Raw genomic sequence first — 18,458 nt, forward strand, 5'->3', positions numbered from 1 at the left:
GCGCGTGGTGCTGCGGCACCTGCCGGAGGGCGAAGAGCCGGCGCAGGTGCAGGACTTGACGGAGATTCCGGAGATGATCGGCGAGCGAATGGAGCGGTGGAAGCAGCAATTGCTGCAGCAAGGCATCGAGCAGGGCATCGAACGCGGCATCGAGCGCGGCATCGAGCGCGCCCAGGCAGAGATGCTGAGCCGGCTCCTGAAAGGCCGCTTCGGCGAGCTGTCGGAGGCCGTGCAAGCGCAGATCGCCGGCGCGCATCCGCAGCAACTGAGGCAATGGTTCGACCGGGCGATCGACGCCCCCACTCTCGAGGCGGTGTTCGGACTGCACTGACGCCTCTGGACTGGCAGTCACTCTGCCGGATAGAGCCCGCCTGGCCAGGCTCGTCCGATCCGTCGAGCGACGCGAGGGCGTCTGGGCCGAGCGCGATTCGATGGTCGCATGCCCGATCGGCAAAGGCGCGCGGCCTACAATCGGCCGCTATGCACGAAGACCGGCCCGAGTCCACTCCGCAACAGGGCATCGTCCTGCGCAAGCGCAGGAAGGGGATCTACATCCTGCCCAATCTCTTCACGCTGGCTGCGCTCTTCGGCGGCTTCTATGCGGTGGTGATGGCGATGAACCAGCGCTTCGACCTTGCGGCGGGCGGCGTCTTCGTCGCGATGGTGCTCGACAGCCTGGATGGCCGCGTCGCGCGCATGACGAATACGCAAAGCGCTTTCGGCGAGCAGATGGATTCGCTCTCGGACATGGTCTCCTTCGGGGCGGCGCCCGCTCTCATCTCCTACGAATGGGCGCTCAGGCCGCTTGGTCGCTGGGGATGGATTGCGGCTTTCGTCTACTGTGCTTGCGCGGCACTGCGGCTCGCGCGCTTCAATGTGAATACCGGCGTCGTCGACAAACGCTATTTCCAGGGCCTGCCGTCGCCGGCCGCGGCAGCGCTCGTGACCGGCTTCATCTGGCTCATGAACGACATGGGCTTGAAGGGCTACGACAACAGCTGGATCATGTTCTGCGTGGCGCTCTACGCGGGGCTCACGATGGTGACGAACGTGCCGTTCTACAGCTTCAAGGACGTGCAGATGAAAAAGAGCGTCCCCTTCGCGGTGATCGTGCTCATCGCCCTCATCATCGCCGTCATCAACATCCACCCGCAGATCGTCCTCTTCGCGATCTTCGTGATCTACGGTGTCTCCGGCTATGCGGTCTACGGCTGGCGGCGCTTCAAGGGACAGCAGACGAGCGTGATCAGCACGTCGACCGACGAACCCGACGAGCGGGGTCTGCACCGGTAGGCATCCGCAGGGAGGGAACCAAAGCGCGGCGGGCGTTACTGATGAGCTGGACTCATCGGAGGAACGCTCATGCCGCCTGGCGACCTTGCACTGGCGAACAGTACCCCATCGTGGACCGTGTCAGATGCGCCGCATGCGGCGCGTCCCGCCGTCGATGGATCGCACACCGTCCGGCGTTCGCAGCCCGAGGACCCGAGCGTTCATGCTCCGCGCAAGCCGCGAAGCTTTCGCGTCGCGAACCCGCAGGAATCCGCGGCTGCATTCGCGTCGGCCGTGGATGCCGTGAAGGCATCGAAGGCAGACCCGTCGAAGCTCGTCGCAACCGTGCTCGCGGCCGAGAGTGCTTTCAGGACGCACGAAGCGGACTGCCGGACGAGTCGAGTCGCTCTCCAAAGAGATGTGACGGACAGGATGGACGAATTGAGGAGGTGGCTGGAAGCCCACGTCGCCGCCGGTGCGCCCCCGTTGAACAAGCAAGGGCAAACGAGCCTCACGACACTGCAAGGCGCATTCACGTCCCTGCGGTGCGGCTCCGGCGTCCGGGCGATCGGCGAGGAGCGGACTCTGTTGCAAGAGTCCTTTGACCGGAGCTGGCGGATATTCGACAAGGTGGGGCTGGACGGCATGGACTTCGCGCAGCTGAGGGAATTCCAGGAGACCCTCCAGAGGATGGAAATCACACCGGGAATTCTGGTGCAACTCGATCGGGAACTTCGAGACCCCGGCTGCCAGCCCGGCTGACGTTGCGGGCCGCCGATCCTGTGCTACATTCGCACCCATGACCTCCATTTCGCTGGCGCTACTGCTAATCCCCCACGGGCGGAGACGGTAGCGCACGCGCGAAATTCCCGGATCACGGCCCGTATGCACCCGCAGCGGGCCGTTTTGTTTTGGGGCTGCGGGTTCACCACCCACCTGGAAGACTAGAGATGCCGATGTTGAAGAACCCCGCCGCCAAGTACCGCACCTTCGCGCCGGTCGGCCTGAAGGATCGCACCTGGCCCGACGCCGTTCTCTCGAAGCCCCCCGTCTGGTGCAGCGTCGACCTGCGCGACGGCAACCAGGCGCTCATCGAGCCGATGGACATCCCCCGCAAGCTGCGGATGTTCGAGGAGCTGGTGGCGATCGGCTTCAAGGAGATCGAGGTCGGCTTTCCCTCGGCGTCGCAGGTCGAGTGGGACTTCGTGCGCAAGCTGATCGAGGAAGACCTGGTCCCGCGCGACGTCACGATCCAGGTCCTCACGCAGGCGCGCGAGGAGCTGATCCGCCGCACGTTCGAATCCCTGCGAGGCGCGCGCCGCGCGATCGTGCACCTGTACAACGCGACCGCACCCGTCATGCGGCGAGTCGTGCTCGGACTCGACGAAGACGGCATCGTCGAACTCGCGACCTCGCAGGCGCGCCTGTTCCAGGACCTCGCGGCCAGGCAACCCGGGACCGAGTGGGTCTTCCAGTACTCGCCCGAGATGTTTTCCGGCACCGAACTCGCGTTTTCCAAGCGAGTCGTCGATGCCGTGACCGGCGTGTGGCAACCCACGCCCGAGCGCAAGTGCATCGTGAACCTGCCCTCGACCGTGGAGCATTCCACGCCGAACGTATTCGCGGACATGATCGAGTGGATGCACCGCAATCTCGCGCGGCGCGATTCGATCGTGCTTTCCGTGCATCCGCACAACGACCGCGGCACCGGCACCGCCGCCGGCGAGTTCGCGGTGATGGCGGGGGCCGACCGGCTCGAAGGATGCCTCTTCGGCAACGGCGAACGCACGGGCAACCTCGACCTCGTGAACGTTGCGCTGAACCTGTACAGCCAGGGTGTGGACCCGGGCCTCGACTTCTCGGACATCGATGACATCCGCCGCACCGTCGAACACTGCAACCAGATCCCGGTGCATCCGCGGCACCCGTACGTGGGCGACCTCGTGTACACGTCGTTCTCCGGCTCGCACCAGGACGCGATCAGGAAGGCGTTCGCCGCGCGCAAGGACGACGACCACTGGGACATGCCGTACCTCCCGCTCGATCCCAAGGACCTGGGCCGCAGCTACGAAGCGGTGATTCGCGTGAACAGCCAGTCGGGCAAGGGCGGCATCTCGTACCTGCTGGAATCCGAATTCGGGCTGGAGCTGCCGCGGCGCCTGCAGATCGAGTTCAGCCAGGTCGTGCAAGGCGTGATGGACGCGAACGGCAAGGAACTCACGGCGCTGGACCTCTGGCAGATCTTCGAACAGGAGTACGAGCTGAAGACGACCGCCGTGCCGCAGCATCAGGTGATCGAGGAGCAGCAGGGCGTTCAGGACGCGGGCGTCGTCCTCGCCGCGCAGGTGCGCATGGGCGGTCGCGCATTCGGCGTGCGCGGCGTGGGCAACGGTCCGATCGACGCCTTCGTGGAAGGCCTGCAGCAGGCCACGGGCCAGGCGATCCGCGTGCTCGACTACCATGAGCACGCGATCGCGTCCGGCGCCGATGCGCGCGCGGTCGCCTATCTGGAACTGCGCGTGGGCGAGCGAACGCTCTTCGGCGTCGGCATGGACTCGAACATCGTGTCGGCCTCGCTGAAGGCGATCGTCTCGGGTGTGCAGCGCGCGATGGCCGGCAACAAGGAGCGCCAATGGCAGACAAGCTGATCATCTTCGACACGACCCTGCGCGACGGCGAACAGTCGCCCGGCGCCTCCATGACGAAGGACGAGAAGCTGCGCATCGCGCGCCAGCTCGAACGCCTGAAGGTGGACGTGATCGAGGCGGGATTCGCGGCGAGCTCCAACGGCGACTTCGATGCGGTCCACGCGATCGCGCAGGCGGTGAAGGATTCGACGGTGTGCTCGCTCGCGCGCGCGAACGACCGCGACATCTCGCGCGCGGCCGAGGCGCTGAAGGGCGCGAACCGCGCGCGCATCCACACCTTCATCGCGACGTCGCCGCTGCACATGGAAAAGAAGCTGCGCATGTCGCCCGAACAGGTGCTGGAGCAGTCGAGACTTTCGGTGCGGTTCGCGCGCAACCTGTGCGGCGACATCGAGTTCTCGCCGGAGGACGGCTATCGCAGCGAAATGGACTTTCTCTGCCGCGTGCTGGAGACGGTCATCGCGGAAGGCGCCACGACGATCAACGTGCCCGACACGGTGGGCTATGCGGTGCCGGAGCTGTACGGCAATTTCATCCGCGAACTGCGCGAACGCGTGCCCAATTCCGACAAGGCGATCTGGTCCGTGCATTGCCACAACGACCTCGGCATGGCGGTGGCCAATTCGCTGGCCGGGGTGAAGATCGGAGGCGCGCGCCAGGTGGAGTGCACGATCAACGGCCTCGGCGAGCGCGCGGGCAACTGCTCGCTCGAGGAGATCGTGATGGCGGTGAAGACGCGCCGCGACTACTTCGGCCTGGACGTCGCGGTCGACACGAAGCATATCGTGCCCGCTTCGCGCATGGTGAGCCAGACGACCGGCTTCGTCGTGCAGCCGAACAAGGCCGTGGTGGGTGCGAACGCGTTCGCGCACGCGAGCGGCATCCACCAGGACGGCGTGCTGAAGGCACGCGACACGTACGAGATCATGCGCGCCGAAGACGTGGGCTGGAGCGCGAACAAGATCGTGCTCGGCAAGCTCTCGGGCCGCAACGCGTTCAAGCAGCGGCTGCAGGAACTGGGCGTGCAGATGGAAAGCGAAGCGGACGTCAACGCCGCGTTCGCGAAGTTCAAGGAACTCGCCGACCGCAAGAGCGACATCTTCGACGAGGACATCCTCGCGCTCGTGAGCGACGAGAGCCTCGCGCACGAGCCCGACACCTACCACCTGGTCTCGCTCAAGCAGCAGAGCGAAACGGGCGAGCGGCCGCACGCGGTGGTCGTCTTCACCGCCGACGGACGCGAAGTGCGCGGCGAATCCGACGGCAACGGCCCGGTCGATGCGTCGCTGAAGGCCATCGAAGGCCAGGTGAGAAGCGGCGCGGAGATGGTGCTGTATTCGGTGAACGCGATCAGCGGCTCCACCGAAAGCCAGGGGGAGGTGACTGTCCGGCTGCAGAACTCGGGCCGGGTCGTGAACGGCGTCGGCGCCGATCCCGACATCGTCGTCGCGTCGGCCAAGGCATATTTGAGTGCCCTCAACAAGTTGCAAAGCAAATCTGATCGCGTGGCCGCACAAGGCTAGGGTTATCACCTACTTTGGTATGTAGGGATTCAGGTTACTTCCCTAAGTGTTTGAAATCGTGTAACTTTCAGACCCAGCAGTGCACGGGCGAGCGGGGTGCCGCGTTCTGTGGTTCTCCCCGAACCTGGCTGGCCGTTGGAGTTAGACGAGCTTGAACCGATTCCTACACACTGTTGCAGTGGGCGCCCTCATTGTCGGGCTGCTGCCGGCTGCGCCCGCCTTCGCCGCAGGCCACAAGCAAGTGGCCAAGCGCCACACGCATTCGAGTGTGGGCAAGCCCACGCGCGTGAGCCGCACCTTCCTTGCGAAGCACCGTTCCGTCATCCGATCCGCGCCGCCCAAGCCGTCGTTCGGCGAACTGGCGGGGCTGCACGGCCTGTCGGACCCGCTGGACCTGAAGTCGAGCGTCGCCCTCGTGGTGGATCAGGACACGCGTGAAGTGCTGTTCAGCAAGAACGATTCGGCCGTGCTGCCGATCGCTTCGCTCACCAAGCTGATGACCGGCACGATCATCAGCGAGGCGAAGCTCGCGATGGACGAGCCGATCACGATCACCGAAGAAGACATCGATACCGAGAAGCACTCGAGCTCGCGCCTGAAGCCCGGCACCACGCTGCCGCGCAGCGAGATGCTGCACCTCGCCCTGATGTCGAGCGAAAACCGCGCGGCGCATGCGCTCGGCCGCACCTACCCCGGCGGCATGAATGCCTTCGTCGAGGCAATGAACGCGAAAGCGCGCCTGCTCGGGATGATGGACACGCGCTACGTGGAGCCCACGGGCCTCTCGAGCCGCAACCAGTCGAGCGCGCAGGACCTCGCGAAGCTCGTGAGCGCGGCGTCGCGCGACCCGCTGCTGCGCGAGCTCACCACCTCTCCCGGCTACGAGGTGGAAGTCGGCAACCGACTGCTGAAATACAACAACACGAACCGCCTGGTGAAGAACCCCGAATGGGATATCGGCGTGCAAAAGACCGGCTTCATCAACGAAGCGGGTCAGTGCCTCGTGATGCAGGCGAAGATCGCCGGGCGCAAGCTCATCATGGTGTTCCTCGATTCCGCGGGCAAGTTGAGCCGCATCGGCGATGCGGAACGCGTGCGCAAATGGGTCGAGAACCTGCGCGAGACGGGAACCACCCCGCAGGGCAATACCGTCATTCGGCAAGTGAACGGCTGAGGCGAGCCCCTCAGGCCGCGAGCCGTTGCGGCGGCGGCTTGTGACCCAGGGCGGTCGAGATTTCGTTGGCGGTCGCCTGCAGCTTCGCAAGCCAGCTCTCGTCCAGCCGGTCGGCCGGCGCGGAAATCGACAGACCCGCCACGAGCTTGCTCTGGTCGTCGTAGATGCCGGCTGCCATGCAGCGCACGCCCAGCTCCAGTTCCTCGTTGTCGCGCGCGATGCCGTACTGCCTTGCCTTGGCCAGTTCGCGTTCGAGCACCGGCAGTTGCGTGATGCTGTTGCGCGTGTGGCCCGCGAGGCCTGTGCGCGTGGCGTAGGCGCGCACCCGCTGCGGGTCGTCGGCGGCGAGGAACAGCTTGCCCGTGGAGGTGAGGTGAAGCGGGGCGCGGCCGCCGATGGCCCGCACCACCTGCATGCCCGAGCGCTCGCTGTAGGCGCGTTCGACGTACACGATCTCGTCGCCTTGACGCACGCTCAGGTTCACGGGCTGCTGAATCTGCTTGTGCAGTTCGCGCATGGGCACGAGAGCCGCGTCGCGCACGTTCAGCCGGGCCTTCACGAGGTTGCCGAGTTCGAGGAGCCGCATGCCGAGCCGATAGCTGCCGGCCTCCGGCCGGTCGACGAAGCGGCCGGTGGCGAGGTCGTTCAGGATGCGGTGCGTGGTCGAGGGGTGCAGACCGGTCTTTTCGCTGATTTCCTTCAGCGACACGGCGTCCTCGCGGGAGGCCAGGACATCGATCAGCGCGAACATGCGCTCGATCACCTGGATGGTGGGCGTGGGGGTGACGTTCGGGTCCGACTTTCTCATGGCGCTCTGTTCGATCCAGGCGCCATTTTACCTTGTGAAAAGAAAACCGGGGCGCGCTTCAGGGCAGGGCGCAGTTGCCGGCCCGCCATTCGCCGTCGATCAGGATCTCGTGCGGATTGAAGCGGGCTTTGTAGCTCATCTTGGGGCTCTCGCCGATCCAGTAGCCGAGGTAGACGTGGGGCAGCTTCAGCTTTCGCGCCTGTTCGATCTGCCACAGGACGCTGTAGGTGCCGTAGCTTGCCACGGGGTCGGGCTCGTAGAACGTGTAGACCGCGGAGATGCCGTCGTTCAGCACGTCGAGGATCGAGACCATGCGCAGAGCTCCGGCGCTGCCGCCCGGCAGCGTCTCGCGGAATTCCACGAGACGCGAGTTCACGCGGCTTTGCAGCAGGAACTGCGTGTACTGGTCGATGCTGTCGTGATCCATGCCGCCGCCCGCGTGGCGGCCGTTCTGGTAGCGAAGGTAGAGGTGGTAGTGCTCCGGCACGAAGCAAAGCTTGAGCACCCGGGCCTGCAGGTTCGCGTGCTGAGCCCAGGCACGTCGCTGGCTGCGATTCGGCTTGTGGCGCTCCGCCATGACGCGCAGGGGCACGCAGGCGCGGCAGCCGTCGCAATACGGCCGGTAGGTGAACATGCCGCTTCTGCGAAAGCCGCTCGTCACCAGGTCGGAGTACGCGTCGTTGTGGATCAAGTGGCTGGGCGTGGCAACCTGCGAGCGCGCCTGCCTGCCCGGCAGGTAGCTGCACGGATACGGTGCCGTCGCATAGAACTGCAGCGTCTGGAGCGGTAGATCCTTGAGGTGCGTCACGCCGTGGTCCTGGGGCGCAGAAGTGCGTTCCAGTATACGGGGTCGAATCGCCAGTGCGCAGCGGCTTCGCGCGACTCGCGTGCGACTTGTTGCACGAAAACCGAGCGCGGAATCTCGCGCGCGCCGAGCGAGGCGAGGTGGCGCGTGTTCTGCTGGCAGTCGATCAGTGCGATTCCGTTGGCAAGGCAGAACGAAACCAGGCCGGCCAGGGCGATCTTGGAGGCATCCGGGGTCCGGGTGAACATCGACTCGCCGAAAACCGCGCGCCCGATGCCGACGCAGTACAGGCCGCCCGCGAGATCGCCGTCGATCCAGGTCTCGAAGCTGTGGGCGTATCCCGCGCGATGGAACGCCTGGTAGGCGCGCACCATCGCCGGCACGATCCAGGTGCCCGATTGGCCGGCACGCGGTGTGGCCGCACAGGCGCGGATCACGGTGTCGAAGTGGGAGTCCACGCGCAGTTCGCAGTGCGGGTCGGCTGCGAACTTCCGCAGCGTCTTGCGCAGGGACCTGTGCAGCTTGAATGCGGCCGTGGGCAGCACCATGCGCGGGTCCGTGCTCCACCAGAGGATCGGCTGGCCTTCGCTGAACCAGGGGAAGATGCCGGCCGAATAGGCGCGGTAAAGCGTTTCCACGTCGAGTGCGCCGCCCGCGGCGAGGAGGCCCGGCGCAGGCTGCGATTCGTCCCAGGCCTGCGACGCGTCGGGGAACGGGTCACCGGGGTGGAGCCAGGGGAGATGCATCGAGCGCATTGCGGCAGGAGAAAGCTCTGGGGAAATGCCAGCCCTGACTTTAGCGCGATCACCTTGAAGCGTCGGCCGGGAACGGAGCCGGGCAGTGTTCGCGTGAGCGACCAGAGGCCTTTGGCCGAGTCGCAGTGATCCAGATGTCCAGCAGAGTTTCGCCTCGGCGATGCTCAGTGTTTCGCGGCGAGTCCGCGAAGAGGACGGATGAAGGATCTGGCTCCCCAACCTGGGCTCGAACCAGGGACCTACGGATTAACAGTCCGGCGCTCTACCAACTGAGCTATTGGGGAACAGCCCACGATTATATCGTCATTCCTCGCGTGCTCAGAGCGCGGCCGTGAGCCCGATTCGGAAAGTCCGCGGCTGTCCGGGGTACAGATACACGTGCCCGAACTCGAAGGGCGACTCGCGCCAATACCGGCTGTCGAAGACGTTCGTCACGCCCACGGTCCACGTCGTGTCCACCGCGCCGATGCGACGCTTGTAGCGCAGCGCGGCGTCCATCCTCGTCCATGACGGGATCGACAGCGACCCGTCCGACAGCACGTTGCGCTCGCCCTCGTGCGAGACATGCCCCTCGAGCTCCAGCGGCAACGCGGGCACACGATAGGTCGCCGTCGCGCGCAGCGTGTGGTCGGGCACGTTCGGCGGATGCTGTCCATTGGCCGCGGGCTCGTACACACTGTCCCTGCGCTTCGCATCGAGCAGCGTCGCACTCGCCGAAATCTTCCATGGCCCATGCGTCCACTGCCCGCTGGCTTCGATGCCGCGATGCACGGCTCGGCCGTCGTACTCGCCGACGGTGCAAGCGAACGTGCGCAGGCAGTAGTCGAAGTTGGTCATCGGACGGATGATCTGGAACACCGCCACGTCCCAGGCCAGTTCCGCATTCGAGCCCTTCACGCCGAGCTCCACCTGCCGCGACTTCGCCGAGGGCAACACCTGGCCCGCATTCGCAAGCGCATAGACCGGGTCCGTCGTCACCTGCCATGACTCGACGCCTTCCCCCCAGCTCGCATACGCGAGCGCGTCGCCGAGCTTGTAGCTCAACGCGGCCCAGGGCGTGGTGAGCGATTGCGTGTAGGCGCGGTGGATGCGCGTGTGGCGCAGCCCGAGCCACGCCGTGAAGCGCGGCGTGACATGCATCGCATCGTTCACCGACAGTTCGACCGAGCGTTCGTGCTTGTCCGGCACGATCGTCGCCTGGGTCGGGTCCGGGGGCAACACGGCGGTGCCCGCGATGTTGCCGGTGCCCACATAGTTGTACGCCTGCGGCTGGAAGCGATCGCTCGCGCGGCTCATGAGCCAACCCAGCGACACATCGTGCCGGATCGAACCCGTGTCGAGCCGCCCGTGCAGGTCGAGCAACGCGGCGTCCCGCCTGCGGCGCTCGTCCTCGCTGCGATAGTCGTACAGGTCGAACGTGCCGTCGCTGCAGAACCGGTCGTAGTTGCCTTCCGCGCCGCAGCCGAAGGGGAACGCGGTGTAGTCGTTGCTCTTCAGCTGCTGCGTGCCCAGCCGCATCGACGCATACCAGTCGCGGCTGAATGCATGCGAATAGCGCAGGGTCCCCGTCGCGGCATCGAACCTCGACGGCTGCGACCACGGCTGGTTGTTGAGGTTCAGCCGCGGATCGGGCTCGGGCGGCAGCACGGGGCCGAGCAGGCTGAAGCCCACTGCACTCGGCTGGCGGTGCGTGCTCCACTCGAACTCGCCTTCGAGCAAGTCGTCGCTCGTGAAGCGCCAGTCGGCGGCAAAGGCGAGCAGGCTCCGGTCGCCGTCGAGGTTGTGGATTTGGGGCCTCAGGGATTCGTGGGCCGCGTTGATCCGCCAGCCGATCGCGCCATCGCTGCCGAAGCGGCCGCCCAGGTCCACGGCCGCGAGCATGCTCGCGCGTTGCGTGAACTCGAGCTTCACTTCGCGCAGCTCGCTCAGGGGCGGCCGCTTCACGACGTAGTTCACGAGTCCTCCAGGCGCGCTCGTGCCGGCCTGGATGCCGCTCGTGCCGCGCAGGATCTCGACGCGTTCCTTGTTGTCCAGGGGAATCGTCGTCTCCGCGCTGATCGGCAATCCTTCGCGCCGGAAGTTGAAGCGGTTGTCCAGGATGAAGCCGCGGATCGTGAGGAAGTCCCAATAGCCCGGCGCGTTGTACGCGTCGCTCACCGACGCATCGAACCGCGCGAGGTCCGCGAGGCGCCGCGCGCCCGCGGCATCGATGTCGCGGCTCGTGACGACGTTTGCCGAAGCCGGCACTTCCCTCAGCGGGATGTCACCGAATCCGGTGACATCGGCCGCCGGCGGGAAGGGCTTCTCGGTGACGGTGACGGGGGGCAGCGCGCCGCTGGTCTGCGCATGCGCGAGGCCAGCCGCGAACAAGGCGGCTGCAAGATACGTTGGCTTCGATGGCGCCACGATTTTTCCTTTCGGGAAAGTTCATGGCAGGAAAGGCACGCCTGGGCAATGCTTGCTTCCCTGCGCGAGGATTACCTCAGTCAGGTTCAAAGGGACTTTCTCAGTCGCCGCGCGAACCGCGCGCGGCAACACCCCTAGCGGAAGTGCCCGGATGGGCACGCGTGCATTGTACGTTGCGGCCTTCCGGGCCGCGCCGAGCTCAGTCGAACACCGGCGATTCGACCCCGAGCACCTTGTGCAGCTTCGGCGACGTCGTCGTGTACTGCAGCATGACGCGCTTTTCGGGGAAGACGAAGGGCGCCGCACCGAAAGCGGCGAGGGCGCATTCGTGGAAGCCGGAGAGGATCAGTTTCTTCTTGCCCGGATAGGTGTTGATGTCGCCCACGGCGAAGATGCCCGGCACGCTCGTGGAGAATTTCTCGGTGTCCACCTTCAGCTGCTTGCGCTCGATGTCGAGCCCCCACTGCGCGATCGGCCCGAGCTTGGGCGACAGGCCGAAGAAGACGAGCAGCACGTCCAGCGGAACGACGCGCGTGATGGCATCCGACCCCGTCACCTTCACGGCCGTGAGGCGGCCCGCAGTCTCCTCGAACCCCGTGATCTGTCCGACCACGAACTGCATCTCCTGCGCATCGCAAAGTTCCTGCATCTTCGCGACCGACGCCGGCGCACCGCGAAAGCCGTCGCGGCGGTGCAGCAGGATCACGCTTTCGGCCTTGTGCGGGCTGCCGTCCGCGTTGCCCGCGCAGAAGTTGAGCGCCCAGTCGAGCGCGGAGTCGCCGCCGCCCACGACGACGAGGTTCCTGCCCGCGAAGTCCGCGGGATTGCGCACGCGGTAGAAAAGCTGTGTGCCCTCGAATTTCTCGATGCCCTCGACCTTGAGCGGGCGTGGCTGGAACGCGCCGACACCGGCTGCGATGAAGATCGTCTTCGCAAGGAACTGCGTGCCCTTGGAGGTCGCGACGAAGAAGCGGCCGTCGTCGCGTTTTTGCACCGTGGTCACTTCCTGACCGAAGTGGAACGTGGCGCCGAACGGTTCGATCTGCTTCAGCAGGTTGTCCGTGAGTTCCTGGCCCGTGCAGACGGGCACGGCGGGGATGTCGTAGATCGGCTTGTCGGGGTACAGCTCCACGCACTGGCCGCCCGGGTAGGGCAGCGAATCCACCACGTGCGCCTTGATTTCCAGCAGGCCCAGCTCGAACACCTGGAAAAGGCCCACCGGCCCCGCGCCGACGACGACCGCATCGGTCTCGATGGGGCCTTCGTGCGCCGCCGCCGTCCTGAGCACCTCCGAATTCAGCTGCGGATCCATTCCCCTGCTCAGCGGATCAGCTCGTCGAGCTTGTTCGGCTTGTCCTTCCACTCGTCGGCGTCGGGCAGCGCGGGCTTGCGCTTGGTGATGCTCTTCCACCCCGGCGCCTTGGAGAGGTCGGCGTTGAGCTTGATGAACTGCACCTGTTCGGCGGGAACGTCTTCCTCGGCGTAGATCGCGTTCACCGGGCACTCGGGGATGCAGACGGCGCAGTCGATGCACTCGTCGGGATCGATGGCGAGGAAGTTCGGGCCTTCGCGAAAGCAGTCGACGGGACACACGTCCACGCAGTCGGTGTACTTGCAGCGGATACAGGATTCGGTGACGACGTGGGTCATTTTTCGGCAGTCGGCCATCGGGGGCCGGTCCAGGGCAGAGCCCTCGATTCTATTGAACAATCATTGTGGCCCCTGCGCCGTAGCCGTACAGCCGCCGGGGCCTTGACACGCTTGACCGGCGTCAACGAACGAGCACGGCGCCCGAGGTCTTGTGCGTGGCCGTATCGACGAGGACGAGCGAGCCGAGCGTGCGCGAGCGCGCGAAGGGCAGCGTCGCCAGAGGCTCCTGCAGCGCGAGCTCCACGTGGCCGATGCCGTTGGGCTCGATCTGGCGAGCCGGCTCTTCGGCAAGCGTATTCACGTCCAGCTTGTGCACGATGGCGCGGACCTTCGCCTTGACCCAGCGGTGGCCGTGCAGCGCCCAGTACACCCGGCCGGCCTCGAGCGGCTCGTCGTCCAGCCACGCGACGGTCGCCGAGAGCTCGCGGCTCGGCTCGAAGGCGTCCGCCGCGAGCAGCCAGTCGCCGCGCGAGACATCCACTTCGCGGTCGAGGACGATGCCCGCGCTGTGCCGCGCGGGCACGGCCTGCGGCTCGCGCACGTGGTTCAGGACCCGCGCGACGGTTGCCGTCTGTCCGCCCGGAAGCACCCGGACGGTGTCGCCCGGCTCGATCGTGCCCGTGGCCACCCGGCCCCAGAAGACGCGGCGTCCCTGCGACGTATCGGAGGAAGACGAGAACTTCTCGACCCACTGCACCGGAAAGGCGAAGGCCTCTTGCGTCTCGGCGGGCGTCACGTCGAGCTGCTCCAGCACCTGCAGCAGCGACAGGCCGTGGTAGTCGCACCAGCCCGGCTGCGCCTCCACGACGTTGTGGCCCTTCAGCGCCGAGATCGGGACGATGGCCCGGGCCTCGATCTTCGCGGCGGCCGTGAACGCCTGCAGCGCCACGCGGATGTTGCGAAAGGCCGCCACCGGGTCTTCCACGGCGTCGAGCTTGTTCACCGCGAACACGATCGAGGGCACGCGCAGCAGGTTCGCGAGCAGCGTGTGCCGGCGTGTCTGGGGCAGCAGTTCGACCCGCGCGTCGCGCCACCCGAGCTTGGTCGCGTCGACCAGCACCACCGCCGCGTCGGCGGACGAGGCCGCGGTCACCATGTTGCGCGTGTACTGCTCGTGGCCCGGTGCGTCGCCGATGATGAACTTGCGAGCGGGCGTGGCGAAGTAGCGGTACGCGACGTCGATCGTGATGCCCTGTTCGCGTTCGGCGGACAGACCGTCGGTGAGCAGCGCGAGGTCGGTCTGCCCGGACTTCGACACGCTCGCGAGCTGGTCGGCCAGCACCGCGCGGCTGTCCACGAGGAGCCGCCCGATCAGCGTGCTCTTGCCGTCGTCCACCGAGCCGCAGGTGATGAAGCGCAGGGCCGCGGCGTGGTCATGCTGCGCGGCGGCGCAGAGGGCCAGGGTTTCAGCCGTGGTCATCAGAAATATCCGTCCTTCTTGCGCTTTTCCATCGATGCGTCCGACGTCTTGTCGTCCATGCGGGTCGCCCCGCGCTCGCTCACTTCGGCTCGCAGCGTCTCGGCCACCACTTCGCTCGCGTTCGACGCGGGGCTTTCCACCGGGCACGTGCAGGTGATGTCGCCCACCGTGCGAAAGCGCACGGTGCGGGTCACGGCTTCTTCGTTCTCCTTCGGCGGCGTGAGCTCGGTCACGGGGACCAGCAGGCCGCGGCGCTCGATCACCTGGCGGCGATGCGCGTAGTAGAGCGCGGGCAGCTCGATGTTCTCGCGCTCGATGTACTGCCACACGTCGAGCTCGGTCCAGTTGGAAATCGGGAACACGCGGAAGTGTTCCCCGGGCGCGAGGCGCGTGTTGAAGAGCGTCCAGAGTTCAGGCCGCTGCGCCTTCGGCTGCCATTGGCCGAAGCCGTCGCGGTGGGAGAAGATGCGTTCCTTCGCGCGGGCTTTTTCCTCGTCGCGGCGCGCGCCGCCGATGAGCGCATCGAAGCGGAATTCCTCGATCGCTTCGAGGAGCGTCACCGACTGGTGGGCGTTGCGGCTTTCGTCGGGGCGCGCGAGGCGCACCGTGCCGCGCTTCATCGAATCCTCCACGCTGCGCACGATCAGTTCGGCGCCGAGCTGCTTCGCGCGGAAGTCGCGAAACGCCGTGACCTCGGGGAAGTTGTGCCCCGTGTCGATCATGAGGAGCGGGTAAGGGATGCGTCCCGTGCCGAAGGCTTTCTCGGCGCACTTGAGCAGCACGAGCGAGTCCTTCCCGCCGGAAAAAAGCAGCGTGGGGCGCTCGAAGGCGCCGGCCACTTCGCGCAGGACGAAGATCGCTTCTTCCTCGAGCGCGTCGAGGTGGCGGTTGCTGATCTGCGCGAGCAGCCGCGGTTCGGTCCTTGCGTTCATGCGGAAATCTCTTCGCCCTTCTGTTCGTTGTCTTCTTCGTCGCCCGATTCGCGGGCGGCGTCTTCGCTCTTCACGTGCAGCCCGCATTCCTTCGCGGACTCGTCCTCCCACCACCAGCGGCCCGCGCGGAAGTCCTCGCCGAGCGCGATCGCTCGCGTGCAGGGCGCGCAGCCGATGCTCGGGTAGAACTTGTCGTGCAGCGGGTTGTAGTCCACGCCATTCAGCCGGATGTAGTGCCACACGTCGCCCCACGTCCAGTCGGCGAGCGGGTTGAACTTCACGCGCTCGGCGCTCGCGTCCAGCAGCGGCACTTCCGCTCGCGCCGCCGACTGCTCGCGGCGCAGCCCGGTGATCCAGGCCTTCTTGCCCGCGAGCGCGCGTTCCAGCGGCTCCACCTTGCGGATGTGGCAGCAGCCCTTGCGCAGTTCGATGCTGCGGTACATCGCGTCCTTGCCTTCGCTCGCGACGAAATGGATCACGGATTCCTGCACGGGCCGGTACACGTTCACCGGCGCGCGCGACGATGCCCGGGTGCGCTCCAGAAGCGCCAGCGTCTCCTCGTGCAGCATGCCGGTGTCGAGCACGAACACGGGGATGTCGAGCCCGAGGGAGTTGATGAGGTGCGTGATCACCACGTCTTCCGCGCCGAGGCTGGAGGCCTGCGTCACCGGCGAGAATTCGTGCGCCGCGCGGCGCAGCACCTCCTGGGTCGCGGCAAGCTTCGATTCGAAATCCTTCGAGGCGCGGGCGTGCAGCTGGATCGCGTTCATCACGCCGTCCTCCGGTAGCGGGGCATCTGCTTCACCGCGTCGCCCTGGTAGAAGTCGGCGAAGCGCACGAACTGGCGCGGGACGTCCGCGGGGTCCTGGCCCTCGGCGAGCACCGCGCTCGAGAAGCCGCAGCGCTCCATGTGCACGAGCTGGTCCACGAGCACGTTGCCCGTGGCGCGGATGTCGCCTGCGAACCCGCGGCGCTGGCGCAGGAGCACGGCCTGCGTGTAGGCACGCCCGTCGGTGAACTTCGGAAAATTCAGCTCGATGCGGTCCACGCCTTCGAGCGGCACGTCGTGCACGTCCGCGTCGTTCGCGAGCACGAGCACGTTCGCGTCCTCCCCGTCACCGTTCGCGGCCGGGGTGGCGATCAACTGCAGCGTCATGCGATCTCCCTTTCGTTCTTCTCGGTGAAGCGCGCGCCGTTGGCCGCGGCCTTGAACGGCTCGATGCCCACGCGCCGCAGCGTGGCGATGAAGGGTTCCACCTTGCCCTCCACCGTCGTGCGCTCGGCCCGGTACGTGCGCAGCACGGCCTCGATCACCTCGGGCACTTCGGCCGCGCTGAAAGAGGGGCCGACCACCTTGCCCGGCGTCGCGGGGCCCGACAGATGGGAGCCATCCGCGCCACCGAGCGTGACCTGGTACCACTCCTTGCCGTCCTTGTCGACGCCGAGGATACCGATGTGGCCCGCGTGGTGGTGGCCGCACGAATTGATGCAGCCGGAGATGTTGAGGTCGATTTCGCCGATGTCCCATTCCTCGTCGAGGTCCTGGTAGCGCTGCGTGATCGCCTCGGCGATCGGCAGCGACCGCGCGTTGGCGAGCGAGCAGAAGTCGCCGCCCGGGCAGGCGATCATGTCCGTGAGCAGGCCGATGTTCGGGCGCGCGAGCCCGAGCTTGCGCGCCGCCGCGAAGAGTTCGGGCAGGTCGTCGCGATGCACCCAGGGCAGCAGGAGGTTCTGTTCGTGCGTGACGCGGGCCTCGCCGCATGAGAAGCGGTCCGCGAGTTCGGCCGCCGCTTCCAGCTGTTGCGCATCCGCGTCACCGGGCGCCTGGCCCAGGCGCTTGAAGGACAGCGTGACCGCGCGCAGCTGCGGGTTGCGGTGCGCGAGCACGTTGCGCTGCAGCCAGCGGTGATAGCTCGGGTCCGCTTCGGCGTCGGCGCGCACGATCTCGTGCAGCCGCTGGTCGGCGCCGGTGCGCACGCGCGAGACCGATGGCGCGACGAAGTGGGCCGCGACGCGGTCGTACTCGGCCTGCGTGATGGTGTGCGGCCCGCCGTCGCGCTCGACGATCGCCTTGAATTCTTCCTCCACGCGGTCGATGTAGCGCTGGCCCTCGCTCTTCACGAGAATCTTGATGCGCGCCTTCCACGCGTTGTCGCGGCGGCCGTAGCTGTTGTACACGCGGATGCACGCCGTGATGTAGTTGAGCATCTGGTTCCACGGCAGGAACTCGCGCACCACGGTGCCGATGATGGGCGTGCGGCCCATGCCGCCGCCCACCTGCACGCGAAAGCCCAGCTCTGCCGCCTCGCCCCGCACGATCTGCAGCGCGATGTCGTACCAGCCGAGCGCGGCGCGGTCTTCCTTCGCGCCGTTGAGGGCGATCTTGAACTTGCGCGGAAGGAAGGCGAATTCGGGGTGCAGCGCGCCCCACTGGCGCAGGATTTCCGCGAAGGGGCGGGGGTCCGCGATCTCGTCGGGCGCGATGCCGGCGAGCGCATCGGTCGTGATGTTGCGCACGCAGTTGCCGCTCGTCTGGATCCCGTGCATGTCGACGCCGGCGAGCAGCTCCATCACGTCCGCGCTCTTTGCGAGCGGCACCCAGTTGAACTGCACGTTGGTGCGCGTGGTGAAGTGGCCGTAGCCGAATTTCAGGCGGGTTGCGACCGGCTGGCCGCCGGGCACCGGCACTTCGCCCAGGGCGAGCTGCTTTTCCTGCGCCTCGCGCAGCAGCTCGGGGTCGGGCTGGTCGTACTGGCGCGCGATGGTCGCGAGCGCGCGCAGCTGCGTGCCGGAAATCTCGCCGTAGGGCACGGAAATGCGCAGCATCGGCGCGTAGCGCTGGATGTACCAGCCGTTTTGCAGCCGAAGCGGCCGGAACTCCTCCTCGCTCAGCTTGCCGGCGAGATGGCGCTCGAGCTGGTCGCGGTACTGCGCGGCGCGCGCGTGGACGAAATGCCTGTCGAATTCTGTGTATTGGTACATGGCTTGGCGCGGCCGGCCCTCGAAAAGGGGCGCTGGCGCATGCCCGCACTTTAGGGAGCACCCTTATGGATCCAAACGATTTT

Annotated in this window: 16 protein-coding genes, 1 tRNA gene, 1 pseudogene and 1 riboswitch; of the genes and pseudogenes, 6 read left to right on the plus strand and 12 right to left on the minus strand. The window is 66.6% G+C overall.

The features are described 5' to 3' along the window. From VHA82_RS07880 to pbpG, 6 genes and pseudogenes are all read left to right on the plus strand, one after another. Positions 1-331, plus strand: a pseudogene (locus tag VHA82_RS07880) (hypothetical protein); the annotation flags it as partial. A 149-nt stretch (positions 332-480) separates the two neighbouring features. Further along, on the plus strand, positions 481-1,293 hold the full coding sequence (pssA, locus tag VHA82_RS07885; protein WP_325542219.1) for a CDP-diacylglycerol--serine O-phosphatidyltransferase: 813 nt from the start codon (positions 481-483) through the stop codon (positions 1,291-1,293). A gap of 69 nt (positions 1,294-1,362) precedes the next feature. Beyond that, a complete protein-coding gene (locus tag VHA82_RS07890) occupies positions 1,363-2,034 on the plus strand; it encodes a hypothetical protein (protein ID WP_325542221.1) in 672 nt (223 codons plus the stop codon). Between the two features lie 194 nt (positions 2,035-2,228). Next, positions 2,229-3,920, plus strand: coding sequence for a 2-isopropylmalate synthase (gene leuA, locus VHA82_RS07895; RefSeq protein WP_325542223.1), 1,692 nt, complete (start codon positions 2,229-2,231; stop codon positions 3,918-3,920). Then, positions 3,905-5,443 carry a 2-isopropylmalate synthase gene (locus VHA82_RS07900; protein ID WP_325542225.1) on the plus strand — a complete coding sequence of 513 codons (1,539 nt, stop codon included), beginning with the start codon at positions 3,905-3,907 and terminating at the stop codon, positions 5,441-5,443. Before leuA ends, VHA82_RS07900 begins: the two co-directional genes overlap by 16 nt. 178 nt (positions 5,444-5,621) lie before the next feature. Next, on the plus strand, positions 5,622-6,617 hold the full coding sequence (gene pbpG, locus VHA82_RS07905) for a D-alanyl-D-alanine endopeptidase (RefSeq protein WP_325542227.1): 996 nt from the start codon (positions 5,622-5,624) through the stop codon (positions 6,615-6,617). Positions 6,618-6,627: 10 nt separating this feature from the next. Here the strand turns inward: pbpG and VHA82_RS07910 are convergent, their stop codons facing one another. From VHA82_RS07910 to VHA82_RS07965, 12 genes are all read right to left on the minus strand, one after another. Next, positions 6,628-7,425: an IclR family transcriptional regulator gene (locus tag VHA82_RS07910; protein ID WP_325542230.1), complete on the minus strand. Its 798-nt coding sequence runs from the start codon at positions 7,423-7,425 to the stop codon at positions 6,628-6,630. 58 nt (positions 7,426-7,483) lie between these two features. Then, entirely contained in the window at positions 7,484-8,233 is a 750-nt protein-coding gene (locus tag VHA82_RS07915) for an arginyltransferase (RefSeq protein ID WP_325542233.1), read from the minus strand. Then, positions 8,230-8,985 carry a leucyl/phenylalanyl-tRNA--protein transferase gene (gene aat / locus VHA82_RS07920; protein ID WP_325542235.1) on the minus strand — a complete coding sequence of 252 codons (756 nt, stop codon included), beginning with the start codon at positions 8,983-8,985 and terminating at the stop codon, positions 8,230-8,232. The genes VHA82_RS07915 and aat overlap by 4 nt, the downstream gene beginning before the upstream one ends. A gap of 208 nt (positions 8,986-9,193) precedes the next feature. Next, positions 9,194-9,269, minus strand: a tRNA-Asn gene (locus VHA82_RS07925). A 34-nt stretch (positions 9,270-9,303) separates the two neighbouring features. Next, a complete protein-coding gene (locus tag VHA82_RS07930) occupies positions 9,304-11,391 on the minus strand; it encodes a TonB-dependent siderophore receptor (RefSeq protein WP_325542237.1) in 2,088 nt (695 codons plus the stop codon). A 40-nt stretch (positions 11,392-11,431) separates the two neighbouring features. Then, positions 11,432-11,537: riboswitch (TPP riboswitch) on the minus strand. A 53-nt stretch (positions 11,538-11,590) separates the two neighbouring features. Continuing rightward, the gene (locus VHA82_RS07935; protein ID WP_325542239.1) at positions 11,591-12,703 is read right to left on the minus strand and encodes an NAD(P)/FAD-dependent oxidoreductase; all 1,113 of its coding nucleotides are present in this window, start codon (positions 12,701-12,703) and stop codon (positions 11,591-11,593) included. An 8-nt stretch (positions 12,704-12,711) separates the two neighbouring features. Next, positions 12,712-13,041, minus strand: a complete 330-nt coding sequence (gene fdxA, locus VHA82_RS07940; protein WP_325542241.1) for a ferredoxin FdxA — start codon at positions 13,039-13,041, stop codon at positions 12,712-12,714. Between the two features lie 121 nt (positions 13,042-13,162). Then, the gene (locus VHA82_RS07945) at positions 13,163-14,461 is read right to left on the minus strand and encodes a sulfate adenylyltransferase subunit 1 (protein ID WP_325542243.1); all 1,299 of its coding nucleotides are present in this window, start codon (positions 14,459-14,461) and stop codon (positions 13,163-13,165) included. Beyond that, the gene (gene cysD, locus VHA82_RS07950; protein WP_325542245.1) at positions 14,461-15,393 is read right to left on the minus strand and encodes a sulfate adenylyltransferase subunit CysD; all 933 of its coding nucleotides are present in this window, start codon (positions 15,391-15,393) and stop codon (positions 14,461-14,463) included. Before cysD ends, VHA82_RS07945 begins: the two co-directional genes overlap by 1 nt. Continuing rightward, positions 15,390-16,163 (minus strand): phosphoadenylyl-sulfate reductase, encoded by a 774-nt coding sequence (locus VHA82_RS07955; RefSeq protein ID WP_325542247.1) that lies wholly within the window; start codon positions 16,161-16,163, stop codon positions 15,390-15,392. The genes cysD and VHA82_RS07955 overlap by 4 nt, the downstream gene beginning before the upstream one ends. Continuing rightward, entirely contained in the window at positions 16,163-16,549 is a 387-nt protein-coding gene (locus VHA82_RS07960) for a DUF934 domain-containing protein (RefSeq protein WP_325542249.1), read from the minus strand. The genes VHA82_RS07955 and VHA82_RS07960 overlap by 1 nt, the downstream gene beginning before the upstream one ends. Further along, on the minus strand, positions 16,546-18,375 hold the full coding sequence (locus VHA82_RS07965) for a nitrite/sulfite reductase (protein ID WP_325542251.1): 1,830 nt from the start codon (positions 18,373-18,375) through the stop codon (positions 16,546-16,548). The genes VHA82_RS07960 and VHA82_RS07965 overlap by 4 nt, the downstream gene beginning before the upstream one ends. Positions 18,376-18,458: the final 83 nt, after the last annotated feature.

Source organism: Ramlibacter sp., from assembly GCF_035548915.1.
Taxonomy (GTDB): Bacteria; Pseudomonadota; Gammaproteobacteria; order Burkholderiales; family Burkholderiaceae_C; genus Ramlibacter.